We start from the raw sequence: 13,631 nt of genomic DNA on the forward strand, positions 1-13,631 counted from the left end.
TTCACACGTCCCGGGCGCCCCGGCGCCGGCCCGCCCCGGCGGCGTGCACGACATGGGCCAGCGCGTCCTCGCGGAACAGCGCCCGCCCGGCCGCGATCCGCCGGTCGCGCTCCGGCCCCGGCGCGGTGAGCCGGGCCAGGGAGCACAGCAGGCCGGCCTCGTCGGGCGTGTCGTCGCAGACCTCGAGGGCAGCCATACGGCGCACCCCCTCCGCCCCGTGCCCGGGCAGCGGCCGGTGGCCCACGACCGGGACCCCGGCGGCGAGCGCCTGCACGGCGGTCTGCCCGGCCGCGTTGTCCACCAGGCCGGCGCAGGCGTGCAGCAGGTCGGGCATGTCGCTCACCCAGCCCGGTACCAGGGCTCCGGGGATGCCGGACAGGGTGCGCCGCAGCCGTTCGTTGCGCCCGCACAGCACGACCGGCAGGAAGCCGTTCGCGGCGAGCAGCCGAGCCGTGTCGGACAGGTGCGCCCCGGTTCCCCAGGCGCCGGCGGAGACCAGCACCGCGGGCCGCCCGCCCCCGTGCCGCTCGAACCGGCGCCGCCACGCTTGTGTCCCCGGCCCCCCGGTGAAGAAGCCGGGCGCCACCAGGGGGCCGGTCGCCTCCGCCGGGCGGCCGGTGCCCCGGCGCACCTCCCTCGCGGTCTCGTCGCAGACACAGAGATGAAGGTCGTTGCCCGGATGCAGCCATTGCCGGTGCACGGCGAAGTCGACGACCACCACCACGCTGGGCACCCGCAGCACTCCGCGGGCCCGCAGATGGCCGGTGAGCTGGGCCGCCAGATGGAAGACGGGCACGACCACGTCGGCGCGCGTCTCGCGCACCAGGTCCATCAGACGGCCGCCGGCGAGCCGCGCCAGCGGAGTCCCGCTCGGACGGGGACGGGGACCGGGCCGGAGGAAGAGGCCGTAGATGCCGGCGTAGACCCAGGGTGCGTCGCGCACGACGGTCCGGTAGAAGCCCCGCAGCCCGCTTCCCAGGCCGTGCGGCAGGAGGGCCAGCACGTCGACCACGTGGGCCTCTTTGCCGGCTTCGCGGGCCCGGCGGGCCAGCTCGGCGGCCACCGTGTCGTGGCCCGAGCCCATGCTCGCGCTGACGACGAGCAGCCGTTCGGCCTCGGGCACGGGAGCCGGACCGGGCCGGGCGCGGGCGTGTTCGCTCAAGGCCGCCCCGGGGGCGGGCAGCGGTGGCGGCACGGGCGTTTCGGACGACACTGGAAGTGAGTAACCCCTACCCACCGCAGTCAAACGGGCGGGGCACGTCCTCCCGCCCGCCCGCGTTTCGGGTACGGCCGCGGGGATACTTCACCCCCGTCAGGCCGTCCCGGACCGCCGGGGCCGCACCGGCGGCCCTCGGTCCCGTCCGAACCAGAGGTGCGCCCCGATGTCCCACGCCCCTTCCCGCATACGGTCCGGCTCCGGGACGCCGCCGTCCGAGGCACCGGCCGGGCTGAGCGCCGTACGCCGCCAGGACGCCGACGCGGCGGCACCGGGCGGGGGCGCGCTCGTGACCGGCGCCTCCTCGGGCATCGGCGCGGCGGTGGCGCGGCGGCTCGCCGCGCAGGGCGGCTGGCGGCTCGTGCTCAACGGGCGCGACCGGGCACGGCTGGACGAGGTGGCGCGGGGAACGTCGGCCGTCGTCTTTCCGGCGGACCTGTCCGGGCCGGGCGCCGAGCGGCGGCTGGCCGAGTTCGCGCTCGACAGCGTCGGCCGGGTGGACCTGCTGGTGGCCGGGGCGGGCATCGGCTGGGCCGGGCCGTTCAGCACCATGCCGCAGCCCGCCATCGACGAGTTGTTCGACGTCAATGTGCTGGCGACGGTGCACCTGGTCCGGCTGCTGCTGCCGCACATGGTCCGGCGCGGCACCGGTCGCGTGGTCATCATCGGCTCGCTGGCCGGCACGGTCGGCGTGCGTGACGAGGCGGTGTACTCCGCCGCCAAGGCCGCGCTGGGCACCTTCGCCGAGGCGCTGCGCTACGAGCTCCGGGGCACGGGGGTGGGGATCAGCCATGTGGTCCCCGGCGTGGTGGACACGCCGTTCTTCGACCGCCGCGGAGTGCCCTACGGGCGCTCCCGGCCCAGGCCGGTACCGGCGAGCCGGGTCGCCGACGCGGTCTGGGAGGCGGTCGCCCGGGGCCGGGACGAGGTGTACGTCCCGGGCTGGACGCGCCTGCCCGGCCGGGTGCGGGGCGCCGCGCCCGCCCTGTACCGGCGCCTCGCCACCCGATTCGGGTGAGGGTCGCGGGTGAACGCTCTCACCGTCGTACTCGCCCTGCTCGCCGCATTCACCAACGCCGCGGCCTCGGTGCTGATGAGACGCGCCGCCACGGAGACGACGCACGGCGGGAGGTCCGGCGGCGCGGCACACGACGGCAGCGGAGACCGCGAAACGGACGGGGCGGCCCCGGCCGGCCCGGGTGGCGCGGGAGGGGGCACCCGTCGCCCGGCCGGTACCGCGGTGGATGCGGTGCCCGGCCGGCCCACGGGCCGCCGGGGCGCGGGGACGGTGGCGGGCAGCGGAAACACGGGGACGGCTGAAGACGGCGGGGACGTGGGGGCGGGCGGCAGCGGGGACGTGGGACCGGCGGGCTGCGGAGGCGGGCCGGGTGCTGAGCGGCCGGGCGGCACGGGCGACGCCGGCGCCCGGGGCGGAGGAGACACGGGCGGCCGGCGCCCGGGCAGCACGGTGCCCGATGCGCCGGACGGCAGGGGGACGGGCCACCTCGGGGCGGGGACGGCGGGCGGCGGAGGCGGGCCCGGCTCGGGGGCCCCGGGCACTTCGATGGACGGGGCCGGGCGGTCGTCGCGGGCCGTTCGGGGCAGGCGGCGGCGGTTCTGGGTGGGTGGGGCCGCCCTCCTCGGTGGGTCGGCGGTGCTGCAGGCCGCGGCCCTGGCGGTCGGGAGTCTGTCGCTGGTCCAGCCCCTGATGGCGACCGAACTGCTGTTCACGCTGGCGATCGGCAGCATCGTCTTCCGCCGTCGCCCGGACCGGATCACCTGGCTGTCCTTCCTGGCCCTGGCCGTGGGACTCGCCCTCTTCCTCGGCGCCGCCGCGCCCGCCGCCGGGCGCACCACGGCGGACGGGGCGCGCTGGATCCCGGTCGGTGCCGCCGTCCTGTGCGCGGTGCTCGTCCTGACCGGTGTCGCACGGCTGGTCAGGGGCGCGCCCCGGGCCGCCGTGGTCGGCCTGGCCTCGGCGATCATGTTCGCGGTGACGGCCGCCCTCCTCAAGGAGGTCACGGGACTGTACCCGCGGGGCCTGGCCGAACTGGCCGCGGACTGGACGCCGTACGCCACGGCGTTCACCGGCCTCGTCGCCTTCGGGCTGCTCCAGCTCGCCTTCCGGGCCGGCACCCTCGTCGCCTCCCAGCCCGCCCTCACCCTCGGGGACGCGCTGACCAGCGTGGCGCTCGGCTGGGCGCTGTTCGGGGAACACATCGCCCTGGGCGTGCGGATGCTGCCCGAGGCGGCCGGCGTGGGCCTCCTCGCCGCGGGCACGGTCGGTCTGGCCCGCGCCCCCGCGGTGTCCGGCAAGTGGGACGTGGTCCCGGCGCCCGACCCGAGCCGCGACCGGGGGAAGGCAGGGGCGGAGAGCTCATGACGAGCAGGACGGGACAGGCGGGCGGAACGGACACCGGCGGGGCACGCACCGGGACGGGCGTGGCGCGGCCCGTGGCGGCGGCCCTGGTACCGGTCGCCGCCCTCGCCGCCGCGCACATCCTGCCGGCGGCCACCTGGCTGCCCGGGTTCCGTGCCGTCTGCCTGCCGCGCCTGGCCGGTGCCGGCCGCCCCGACCACGTCGCGCTCACCTTCGACGACGGCCCCGACCCCGGCTGCACCCCGCACTTCCTCGACGCGCTCGACCGGCTCACCGTGCGCGCCACCTTCTTCGTCCTGGGCGAGAGGGCCGCCCGCTTCCCGGAGCTCACCCGGCACATCGCCGAGCGGGGACACGAACTCGCCGTGCACGGCTGGACCCACAGCCGCCCCTGGTTTCCCGCCCCGGGGCGGGACCTTCGCGAAATGGAGCACGCGGCGCGAGCCGTGTACGACACGGGGCGGCGGCCCCGGTGGTACCGGCCGCCCTACGGCATCCTCACCGCCGGCCGCTGGGCGGCCGCCCGGCGCACCGGTCTGCGGCCCGTGCTGTGGACCGCCTGGGGCCGGGACTGGACGGCGCAGGCCACCCCCGCCTCCGTCCGCGCGACCGTCGGCGCGGACCTGCGCGGCGGCGGCACGGTCCTCCTGCACGACTCGGACCACGCGGCGTCCCCCGGTTGCTGGCGCGCCGCCCTGGGCGCCCTGCCCGGCCTGGTCACCACCTGGCGCGAGGCCGGCTGGGAGGTGGGCCCGCTGGCGGAGCACGGGCTGGGCGGGGACCGGGCGGGGTGACGGCACAGGGTGCCGGCCGCCGTTCCGGGAGGGAACGAGGGCCGAGGCCGTGTCGCATCCGGACACGGTCTGCAGGGGCTGTCGGTGCCGTGTCCCGCGCCGGCCCGTAGGCTCGGCGCCATGTCCCCGCACGTCCTGATCCTCGGCGGCACCACCGAGGCACGTGAATTGGCCGCGGCCCTCGCCGCTCGCCCCGGCGTGCGGGTGACCACCTCGCTGGCCGGACGCGTGGCCCGGCCGGGCGCACTGGACGGGGAGGTGCGCGTCGGGGGCTTCGGCGGAGCGGCGGGGCTGGCCGGCTGGCTGCGCGAGCACCGCGTGGCCGCCGTCGTCGACGCCACGCACCCCTTCGCCGAGGCGATCACGCGCAACGCGGCCGCGGCAGCCGCCGCGGCCGGCGTGCCCGCCGTGGTCCTGCGCCGGCCCGGGTGGCAGCCGGGCCCCGCCGACCACTGGCACCCGGTCGTCTCGCAGGCCGCCGCCGCACGGTTGCTGCCCCGGCTCGGGCGCCGGGTGTTCCTCACCACCGGGCGGCTCGGCCTCGCCGCCTTCGCCCACCTCTCGGGCCTGCACTTCGTCGTGCGCTCCGTGGAGCCGCCCGAGCCGCCGATGCCGCCCGACACGAAGGTGGTGCTGGCCCGTGGACCGTTCACCGTGTCCGGGGAGACGGCGCTGCTGCGCAGGCACCGCATCGGCGTGCTGGTGACCAAGGACAGCGGGGGAGCGGCCACGGCGGCCAAACTCACCGCCGCGCGGGAGCTGTCCCTGCCCGTCGTCGTCGTACGGCGACCGCCGCTGCCGCGCGGGGTCACGGCGCTACCGGACGTGGCGGCCGTGCTGCGGCGTCTGGACCTGGGCACGGCGGGATGACGCCGGGCGGTCCGGCGGTCCGGCGGTCCTACTCCCCGGGGTTGCGGCGCAGCAGATACGTGTCCATGATCCAGCCCTTGCGTTCGCGCGCCTCGGCGCGCAGCCGCTCGATGCGGGGCGCGGCCTCGGCGATCGGACCGGAGACGAGGATCTCGTCCGGGGTGCCTATGTAGGCGCCCCAGTAGATGTCGATGTCCTCGTCGGCGTACTGCCGGAAGGTCTGGTGGGCGTCCAGCATGACCACCACGTCGTCGGCGCCCTCGGGGAGACCCTCGGCCAGCCGCCGGCCGGTGGTGATCTGCACCGGCCGGGCGACCCGGTTGAGCCCCGTACCGTGCCGGGCCACCAGGGCGGAGACGCTGCTGATGCCGGGCACCACGTCGTAGGTGAAGTCCACCGTGCCCCGCGCCAGCACCTCCTGGAGGATGCCGAGCGTGCTGTCGTACAGCGCGGGGTCGCCCCACACCAGGAACGCGCCGCTCTCGTCCGCGCCGAGTTCCTCGGCGATCAGCCGCTCGTAGATGTCGGCGCGGGCGCTGCGCCAGTCGCCGACGGCCGGAGAGTAGGCGGCACCCCCCGCCGACCGGTCCCGCTCCGGGTCGCGCGCCTCCACCAGGCGGTACGTGCCCTCCGGCACATGCGTGTGCAGGATGTCCCGGCGCAGCCCGGCGAGGTCCGACTTCACCTCGCCCTTGTCGAGGACGAAGAACACGTCCGTGCCGCGCAGCGCCCGGACCGCCTGCAGCGTGAGCTGCTCGGGGTCGCCCGCGCCGATACCGATGACATGAATCTCTCGCACACCCCGAGTCTGCCGTACGGCACTGACAACGCGTGCACCGGTGCCACACCCACCGCTATGCCCCGCCGCGCAGCCGGGGCGCCCGCTGCGCGGCGTCCACGGCCCCCGGCGCCCCGCGCTCCACGGCGGTGGCCAGCTCCCGCGCCCACCGGACGACGCCGCCGGTGTCCAGGCCGTACCGGTTCGGCTCCCCCGACTCCGCCACCCACTGCGCCACGGCGTCCGCCCCGCGCCGCAGCAGCCGGGCGCCGCCGGTGGCGTTGCCGCGAGCGGCGTGGGTGAGACCCACCGCCAGCTGGGCCAGCCCACGCCACAGGGTGCGCTCCGCCGCGGGACCGGACTTCCAGGCGTCCTCGAAGACCTCGTGCGCGTGGAACGGCCTGCCCGCGTCCAGCAGTGCCTGCGCCTCGGCGACCGTCTCCGGCGCGGTGCGCACCACGCCCTCGGGCTGGCGCGGCACACCGTCCGCGCCGTAGGGCAGGGGCCGTCCCAGGCCGTCCCGCGGCCGGGCGTTGCGTGCCCGCCCCTCGTCGTCCCGGTCCCGCGGCCCGGCCGGACGGCCGGAGGATGCGCTGCTCATACGCCGATTGTCCCCCGCCCCCGTGCCCCCTTCGGCGCAGCCCCCGGCGTGCGGTAAAGTGGCGTTCGCGCGATCACGCGGTTCACCGCACGTGAGCGCACCGGGACGTGGCGCAGCTTGGTAGCGCACTTGACTGGGGGTCAAGGGGTCGCAGGTTCAAATCCTGTCGTCCCGACGGTGCGAAGGGTCTTCGTGGGCGAGAGCCCGCGGGGGCCCTTTTTCATGCCGGGAGTGGCGCGTTCTCATGCCGCGAGTGCCGCGTGGGAGCCGCCGGTCCGGGGAAGGAGCCGGTCATGAGCCCCGTGCCGGCCGCCCCCTCCGTCCGCGTCACGCCCGAGGGCCTGCTGTGGGAGCCCAGCGGGCGCTGGGTGCGCGGGCGCAGGGGCGAGGTCACCGTCGTCGACAGCCGGCACCCGGTGCTGGTGTGGGAGCCGGCGGTGCCCGTTCCCCTGTACGCCTTCCCGCGGGCGGAGGTGCGCGAGGACCTGCTGCGGCCGGCGCGGAACCCGAAGCCGGGCGCGCACACCGGATCGAGGGTCTTCTACGACCTCCTCGTCGACGGCGAGCTGCTGGAGAACGCGGCCTGGACGTTCCCCGCCGCCGATCTGGCCGGACACATCGCCTTCGAGTGGTTCGAACGGACCGGCCGGGGCCTCGACCACTGGTACGAGGAGGAGGAAGAGATCTTCGTCCACCCCCGGGACCCGCACAAACGGGTGGATGCCCTGGCGAGCAGCCGCCATGTCCGCGTCGTGATCGGCGGCACGGTCGTCGCGGACACCCGCCGGCCGGTGCTGCTGTTCGAGACCGGGCTGCCGACGCGGTACTACATCCCGCGCGAGGACGTCCGCCTCGGCCTGTTCACCCCCACCGCGCACACCAGCGTCTGCCCCTACAAGGGCACCGCCGCCGAGTACTGGTCCTGGCGGGGCGAGGAGGAGGTGCCGCCGAACCTCCTCTGGAGCTATCCGGACCCGCTGCCCGCGGTGGCCGCGGTCCGGGGGCGCCTCGCCTTCTACAACGAGGTCGTCGACATCACCGTGGACGGTGAGCCGCTCGACCGCCCGGCCACGGTCTTCAGCCGGCTCCTGGGCGTGCGGCCGCCGGCCCGGTGACGGCGGGCGTGAGGGGCGGCCGTCGGTTCAGGGCCGTACCAGCAGCTGGAAGTCGAACGCGTACCGGGACGCCCGGTAGATGTGCGTGCCGTACTCGACCGCGCGGCCGGTGTCGTCGTACGCCGTGCGCTGCATGGTGAGCAGGGCGGCGCCTTCCTGCTCCTCCAGGCGGGCGGCCTCCTCGGCGGTGGCCCGGCGGGCGCCGATGCTCTGACGGGCACTGTGCAGGGTGATGCCCGCCGCGCGCATCATGCGGTACAGGCCCGTCGACTCCAGCCGGGCGGTGTCCGTATCGATCAGCTCCGCCGGCAGGTAGTTGCACAGGAACGCGACCGGCCGGCCGTGCGTGAACCGCAGCCGCTCCAGCACCCTGACCTCGCCGCCCTCCGCCACACCGAGCGCGGCCGCCACGCCGGCGCTCGCGGGGACGGGCTCGTTGCGCAGCACTCGCGTGGCCGGCCCCTGGCCGGCCGTCTCCAGGTCGTCGTAGAGACTGCTCAGCTCCAGCGGGCGCCTGACCTTGCTGTGCACCACCTGGGTGCCCACCCCGCGCCGCCGCACCAGCAGGCCCTTGTCGACGAGCGACTGGATGGCCTGGCGGACCGTGGGACGGGACAGGCCGAGCCGTACGGACAGGTCGATCTCGTTGCCCAGGAGGTTTCCCGGGGCGAGGGTCCCGCGATCGATCGCCGCCTCCAGCTGCTGGGCGAGCTGGTGGTACAGCGGCACCGGACTGGCCCTGTACAGGGCGAAGTCCAGGGCAGCGAGCGCGCAGACGGTCACGGCACGAGAGCGGTCACCGGTCGTCGCCACTGGGGCACCCCCTCCGGTCGGATGCGGCAGGTGAATGTGACAGAAAGTCAGGAGCGGTTGCACAAACTGCGGTTCACAGATGGCGGCGGCGTGCGGCGACCTCGCTCTCGTAGCGCTCGCGGGCCTGGACCGCGGCCTCGCGCGCGGCCACCTCGGCCACGGGCACGTCCCACCAGGCCTCGGCCGGGGGCGTGGCCGCGGTCCGGTTCTCGACGTCGGTCTCGACGTAGACGCACGTCGGGCGGTGGGAGGCGCGGGCCGTGCGCAGTGCCTCGTGCAGCTCGCCGACGGTCTTGGCGCGCAGCACCTGCATGCCGAGACTCCCCGCGTTCGCCGCGAGATCCACCGGCAGCGGGGCACCGGTGAAGGTGCCGTCGGCGGCGCGGTGGCGGTAGGCGGTGCCGAAGCGCTCGGCGCCCACCGACTCCGACAGTCCGCCGATGGAGGCGTAACCGTGGTTCTGGATCAGCACCAGGTTGACGGGCAGGCCCTCCTGGACGGCGGTGACGATCTCCGTCGGCATCATCAGGTACGTGCCGTCGCCGACCAGCGCCCAGACCGGCACGTCGGGCGCGGCCTGCTGCACGCCGATCGCGGCCGGGATCTCGTAACCCATGCAGGAGTAGCCGTACTCCAGGTGGTACTGGCGCGGCGAGCGGGCGCGCCACAGCTTGTGCAGGTCGCCCGGGAGCGAGCCCGCCGCGTTGATGATCACGTCGTCGTCGCCGACCACCGTGTCCAGCGCGCCCAGCACCTGCGTCTGGGTCGGTACGGCACTGTCGTCGTCGGCGCGCCAGGCGGCCTCGGTCACCCGCTCCCAGCGCTCCTTGCCGGCCCGGTACTCGGCCTCGTACGCGGCCTGAACGCGGTGTCCGGCGAGCGCATCGGTGAGTGCAGCGAGGCCGGCCCGCGCATCGCAGACGAGCGTCGTGGCGGCCAGCTTGTGCGCGTCGAACGCGGTGATGTTGAGGTTGACGAAGCGGACGTCCGGGTGCTGGAAGAGGGTGCCGGAGGCCGTGGTGAAGTCGGTGTGGCGGGTACCGACGCCGATGACCAGATCCGCGGTGCGCGCCAGGTCGTCGCTGACCGCCGTCCCGGTGTGCCCGATGCCGCCGAGGTCGGCCGGGTGGTCGTGGCGCAGCGAGCCCTTGCCCGCCTGGGTGGAGGCCACCGGGATGCCGGTGGCGTCGGCCAGCGCCTTCAGCGCGTCCTCGGCCGCGCTGTGGTGGACGCCGCCGCCGGCGACGATCAGCGGCCGGGCGGCCGACCGGATCGCGCGCACGGCGTCGGCGAGTTCGGCCGGGTCGGGGGCGGGACGCCGTACCCGCCACACCCGCTCGGCGAAGAACTCCGGCGGCCAGTCGAAGGCCTCCGCCTGTACGTCCTGCGGCAGCGCGAGGGTGACCGCGCCGGTCTCGGCGGGGTCGGTCAGGACCCGCATGGCGCCCAGCGCGGAGGGGATCAGCGCCTCGGGCCGGCTGATCCGGTCGAAGTAGCGGGAGACCGGGCGCAGGGTGTCGTTCACCGACACGTCCGCCTCGACCGGGTGCTCCAGCTGCTGGAGCAGCGGGTCGGCGGAGTGGGTGGCGAAGTAGTCGCCGGGAAGCAGCAGCACCGGCAGGCGGTTGACGGTGGCCAGCGCCGCGCCCGTGACGAGGTTGGTGGCGCCCGGCCCGATCGACGTGGTCACCGCCTGGGTGGACAGCCGCCCCCGCTGCCGGGCGTACCCCACCGCCGCGTGCACCATGGCCTGTTCGTTGCGGCCCTGGTGGTACGGCATCGCCGCCTCGCCCGCCTCCAGGAGCGCCTGGCCGATCCCCGCCACGTTGCCGTGGCCGAAGATGCCCCAGGTGCCGGCGATCAGCCGCTGCCGCACGCCGTCCCGCTCGGTGTACTGGGCGGCCAGGAACCGCACCAGCGCCTGGGCGACGGTCAGGCGAATCGCCGGCTGGCGCGGCTGGTTGGGGTTGCTCATCGGGGACCTCACTGAGACGGAGCGGTGTAGAGGGGCAGACGTGGGTCGACGGGCTGCTCGGGCCAGGTGTCGCGGATCCAGGCGTGGTCGGGGTGGTCGCAGATCAGCCAGGCGCGCTCGGCCTCCGGGCCGGCCATGACGTTCAGGTAGTACATGTGGTGGCCGGGCACGGCCATCGACGGCCCGTGCCAGCCGTCCGGGATCAGTACGACGTCGCCGCCGCGCACTTCGGCGAGCACGTCCGTGCCCCGGCCCTGCCCGGACGGGGAGACCCGCTGGTAGCCGAGGCCGGGGACGCCGTCGTGGGCGGCGAACTCGAAGTAGTAGATCTCCTCCAGCACCGACTCCTGGCCCGGCCGGTGCTCGTCGTGCTTGTGCGGGGGGAAGGAGGACCAGTTGCCGCCCGGGGTGATCACCTCGACCGCGATCAGCCTGTCGCACTCGAACACCCCTGCGGCACCGAAGTTGTTCACCTGGCGTGAGCAGGTGCCGGTGCCGCGCAGCTCCACCGGCACGCCGGAGGCCGGTCCGTACCGGGCCGGCAGGCGCCGGGTGCAGCGGGCGCCGGTGAGCGCGAACCGTCCGCCCCCGGCCGACGAGACGGTCGTACGGGCGTCCCGCGGCACATAGGCGAAGTCACTGACCGCGCCGAACACGCTGTCCCGGCCGGTCAGCCGGAAGGTGTCGGCGCCGAACTCGTCGGCGCAGGCGACCGTGCAGCCGCCGCTCAGCGGCAGCACGATCCACTCGCTGTCGCCGGAGTCGAAGGTGTGCGAGCCGCCCGGCGCGAGCTCGAGGACCCGGAGGCCGGCGTGGCCCCAGCCGGCGGATGCGGGGGTGACGTCCACGAGGTAGGGGCCGTCGGGGGCCTGGCCGGCGGGCAGGTGGCAGGAGCTGGTCATGGGGTGCGACGCCTCCCTTGCGCGGCGACTCGGACGACAACGGGCTCGGTCACGGCGGCCTCGCTCACAGCAGGCCCACGGCCGTGTCGACCGCGGACTCGACGCTTCCGCCGGCCGGGTAGAGCAGGGAGCGGCCGACGACCATGCCCTGCACGGTGGGGAGCCTGAGGGCCTTGCGCCAGCGCTCGTAGGCTCCCTCCTGGTCGTCGCCGACCTCTCCGCCGAGCAGCACGACGGGCAGCGTGGAGGTCTGAAGGACCTCCGCCATGTCGTCCGGGTCCTCGGTCACCGGCAGCTTCAGCCAGGTGTAGGCGGAGGTGCCGCCAAGGCCGGATGCTATGGCGACGGAGCGGGTGACGGCCTCGGCGGACAGGTCGTTGACGACCCTCCCGCCGGTCCGGCGGGAGATGAACGGCTCGACGAACACCGGCAGGTGCAGCGCGGCCATCTCGTCGACGGCGCGCGCGGTGGACTCCAGGGTGGTCAGTGACCCCGGGTCGTCGTAGTCGATGCGCACGAGCAGCTTGCCGGCGTCGAAGCGGAGCCGGGCGATGTCCCGGGCGCGGTGGCCGGTGAAGCGGTCGTCCATCTCGAAGGACGCGCCCGCCAGGCCGCCGCGGTTCATGGAGCCCATCACCACCTTGCCGTCGAGCACCCCGAGGAGCAGCAGGTCCTCCAGGACGTCGGCGGTGGCGAGCACCCCGTCGACGCCGGGCCGGGACAGCGCGACGCACAGGCGCTGCAGCAGATCGGCGCGGTTGGCCATGGCGAGTCTGCGGTCGCCGACGCCGAGCGCGCCGCGGGCCGGATGATCGGCGGCCACGATCATCAGCCGGCCGCTGTCGCCGATGAGCGGACGGCGCACCCGGCGCGCGGCCGCCTCGGCGACGGCCTCGGGATGCCGGGCTCTGACCGCGGTGAGGTCGGGGATGCTGAGGGTCAAGACGAAGCTCCGTTCGAACAGTGGCTCACGAGCACCGCGGTCAGGCGGTGGCTCGCGCGAGGAGGCCGTCGACCTCGGCCTCGGTGGGCATCGCGGAGGAACAGGCCAGGCGGGAGGCGACGAGGGCGCCGGCCGCGTTGGCGTACCGCATGGTCGTCGTCAGGTCCCAGCCGGACAGCAGCCCGTGGCAGAGCGCGCCACCGAAGGCGTCGCCCGCGCCCAGACCGTTGACGACCTCGACGGGCACCGGGGGGACCTCGGCCCGGGAGCCGTCCCGGTGCACCGCCAGCACACCTTTGGGGCCCTGCTTGACCACGGCCAGCTCCACGCCGGCCGCCAGCAGCGCCTCGGCGGAGGCGGCCGGCTCGCGGACGCCGGTGGCGATCTCGCACTCGTCGAGGTTGCCGACCGCGACGGTGGTGTGCCGCAGCGCCTCGGCGTAGAACGGGCGCGCCTGCTGGGGGTCGCTCCAGAACATCGGCCGCCAGTCGAGGTCGAAGACGGTGGTGCCGGCCTTGTCGCGTGCCTCGAGGGCGGCGAGCGTGGCCGAGCGGCTCGGCTCCTCGCTCAGGCCGGTGCCGGTGATCCAGAAGATCCGGGCCGCGCGGATCGCGGAGAAGTCGAGCTCGGCGGTGTGGATTTCCAGGTCGGGGGCCTTGGGCCGGCGGTAGAAGTACAGCGGGAAGTCGTCCGGCGGGAAGATCTCGCAGAAGGTCACCGGGGTCGGGTACGCCCCGACCGGCGTCACCCAGCGGTCGTCGACGCCGAACTCCTTCAGTGCCTGGTGCAGATAGGCGCCGAACGGGTCGTCGCCGGTGCGGGTGATCACCGCGGTGGAGCGGCCGAGGCGGGCGGCGGCGACGGCCACGTTGGCGGCCGAACCGCCGAGGAACTTGCCGAAGGTCTCCACTCGCGTCAGGGGTACGCCCGACTGCAGTGGGTAGAGATCGACTCCGATGCGCCCCATCGTGATCAGGTCGAAGGACTGGGCGGACTCAGCTGTCTCTGCCATGCGCGATGCTCCTCGGGCTGGACTGGGGGTGCGGATCGCCCCAGGGCGGCCCTGCGGCGGTGGGGACGCGGATCCCGGGGGGCTGCCGCCTCCAAGATGTAGGACCCGGGGACCGGCACTGTCAAGAGTTTGTACTTACATTCGGACTAGCTCCTGAAATGATGTCTTAACAAAGTATTGACAGCGGGCGCGTCAGGGGATGGAATCCCGTCCCAACGCAACAGCCGCGCAT

The 13,631-nt window shown here is 75.1% G+C and carries 13 protein-coding genes and 1 tRNA gene; 6 read left to right on the forward strand and 8 right to left on the reverse strand.

The features are described from left to right. Nucleotide 1: 1 nt before the first annotated feature. Nucleotides 2-1,084, reverse strand: a complete 1,083-nt coding sequence (locus ACH4UM_RS12255; RefSeq protein WP_398177668.1) for a galactosyldiacylglycerol synthase — start codon at nt 1,082-1,084, stop codon at nt 2-4. 298 nt (nt 1,085-1,382) lie between these two features. Here ACH4UM_RS12255 and ACH4UM_RS12260 point away from each other — a divergent pair, with 298 nt between their 5' ends. The 4 genes from ACH4UM_RS12260 to ACH4UM_RS12275 all read left to right on the forward strand — a co-directional run bounded on the left by ACH4UM_RS12260 (nt 1,383) and on the right by ACH4UM_RS12275 (nt 5,260). After that, entirely contained in the window at nt 1,383-2,234 is an 852-nt protein-coding gene (locus tag ACH4UM_RS12260) for an SDR family NAD(P)-dependent oxidoreductase (RefSeq protein WP_398176848.1), read from the forward strand. Between the two features lie 9 nt (nt 2,235-2,243). After that, nucleotides 2,244-3,599: a DMT family transporter gene (locus ACH4UM_RS12265; RefSeq protein WP_398176850.1), complete on the forward strand. Its 1,356-nt coding sequence runs from the start codon at nt 2,244-2,246 to the stop codon at nt 3,597-3,599. Further along, entirely contained in the window at nt 3,596-4,390 is a 795-nt protein-coding gene (locus ACH4UM_RS12270; RefSeq protein ID WP_398176852.1) for a polysaccharide deacetylase family protein, read from the forward strand. The genes ACH4UM_RS12265 and ACH4UM_RS12270 overlap by 4 nt, the downstream gene beginning before the upstream one ends. A 120-nt stretch (nt 4,391-4,510) precedes the next feature. Further along, complete coding sequence (locus tag ACH4UM_RS12275) at nt 4,511-5,260, forward strand: cobalt-precorrin-6A reductase (protein ID WP_398176854.1); 750 nt, start codon at nt 4,511-4,513, stop codon at nt 5,258-5,260. A 28-nt stretch (nt 5,261-5,288) separates the two neighbouring features. On the opposite strand, the gene cobF is transcribed toward ACH4UM_RS12275, so the two are convergent. Together cobF and ACH4UM_RS12285 are read right to left on the reverse strand one after the other, a co-directional pair. Next, nucleotides 5,289-6,059, reverse strand: a complete 771-nt coding sequence (gene cobF / locus ACH4UM_RS12280; RefSeq protein WP_398176856.1) for a precorrin-6A synthase (deacetylating) — start codon at nt 6,057-6,059, stop codon at nt 5,289-5,291. 55 nt (nt 6,060-6,114) lie between these two features. Continuing rightward, the gene (locus ACH4UM_RS12285; RefSeq protein WP_398176858.1) at nt 6,115-6,639 is read right to left on the reverse strand and encodes a DUF309 domain-containing protein; all 525 of its coding nucleotides are present in this window, start codon (nt 6,637-6,639) and stop codon (nt 6,115-6,117) included. Between the two features lie 101 nt (nt 6,640-6,740). Here ACH4UM_RS12285 and ACH4UM_RS12290 point away from each other — a divergent pair. Beyond that, nucleotides 6,741-6,814 (forward strand) — tRNA-Pro (locus tag ACH4UM_RS12290). A 118-nt stretch (nt 6,815-6,932) separates the two neighbouring features. After that, nucleotides 6,933-7,754, forward strand: a complete 822-nt coding sequence (locus ACH4UM_RS12295; protein WP_398176860.1) for a DUF427 domain-containing protein — start codon at nt 6,933-6,935, stop codon at nt 7,752-7,754. Nucleotides 7,755-7,781: 27 nt separating this feature from the next. Here ACH4UM_RS12295 and ACH4UM_RS12300 read toward each other — a convergent pair whose 3' ends face one another. From ACH4UM_RS12300 to iolC, 5 genes are all read right to left on the reverse strand, one after another. Then, nucleotides 7,782-8,567 (reverse strand): GntR family transcriptional regulator, encoded by a 786-nt coding sequence (locus ACH4UM_RS12300; RefSeq protein WP_398176862.1) that lies wholly within the window; start codon nt 8,565-8,567, stop codon nt 7,782-7,784. A 73-nt stretch (nt 8,568-8,640) separates the two neighbouring features. After that, complete coding sequence (gene iolD / locus ACH4UM_RS12305) at nt 8,641-10,542, reverse strand: 3D-(3,5/4)-trihydroxycyclohexane-1,2-dione acylhydrolase (decyclizing) (protein WP_398176864.1); 1,902 nt, start codon at nt 10,540-10,542, stop codon at nt 8,641-8,643. 8 nt (nt 10,543-10,550) lie between these two features. After that, nucleotides 10,551-11,444: a 5-deoxy-glucuronate isomerase gene (gene iolB, locus ACH4UM_RS12310; RefSeq protein WP_398176866.1), complete on the reverse strand. Its 894-nt coding sequence runs from the start codon at nt 11,442-11,444 to the stop codon at nt 10,551-10,553. A gap of 64 nt (nt 11,445-11,508) precedes the next feature. Further along, the gene (locus ACH4UM_RS12315) at nt 11,509-12,387 is read right to left on the reverse strand and encodes a deoxyribose-phosphate aldolase (protein WP_398176868.1); all 879 of its coding nucleotides are present in this window, start codon (nt 12,385-12,387) and stop codon (nt 11,509-11,511) included. A gap of 40 nt (nt 12,388-12,427) precedes the next feature. Then, a complete protein-coding gene (gene iolC, locus ACH4UM_RS12320; RefSeq protein WP_398176870.1) occupies nt 12,428-13,399 on the reverse strand; it encodes a 5-dehydro-2-deoxygluconokinase in 972 nt (323 codons plus the stop codon). Between the last annotated feature and the right edge of the window lie 232 nt (nt 13,400-13,631).

The organism is Streptomyces sp. NPDC020801 (assembly GCF_044334385.1).
GTDB lineage: Bacteria > Actinomycetota > Actinomycetes > Streptomycetales > Streptomycetaceae > Streptomyces.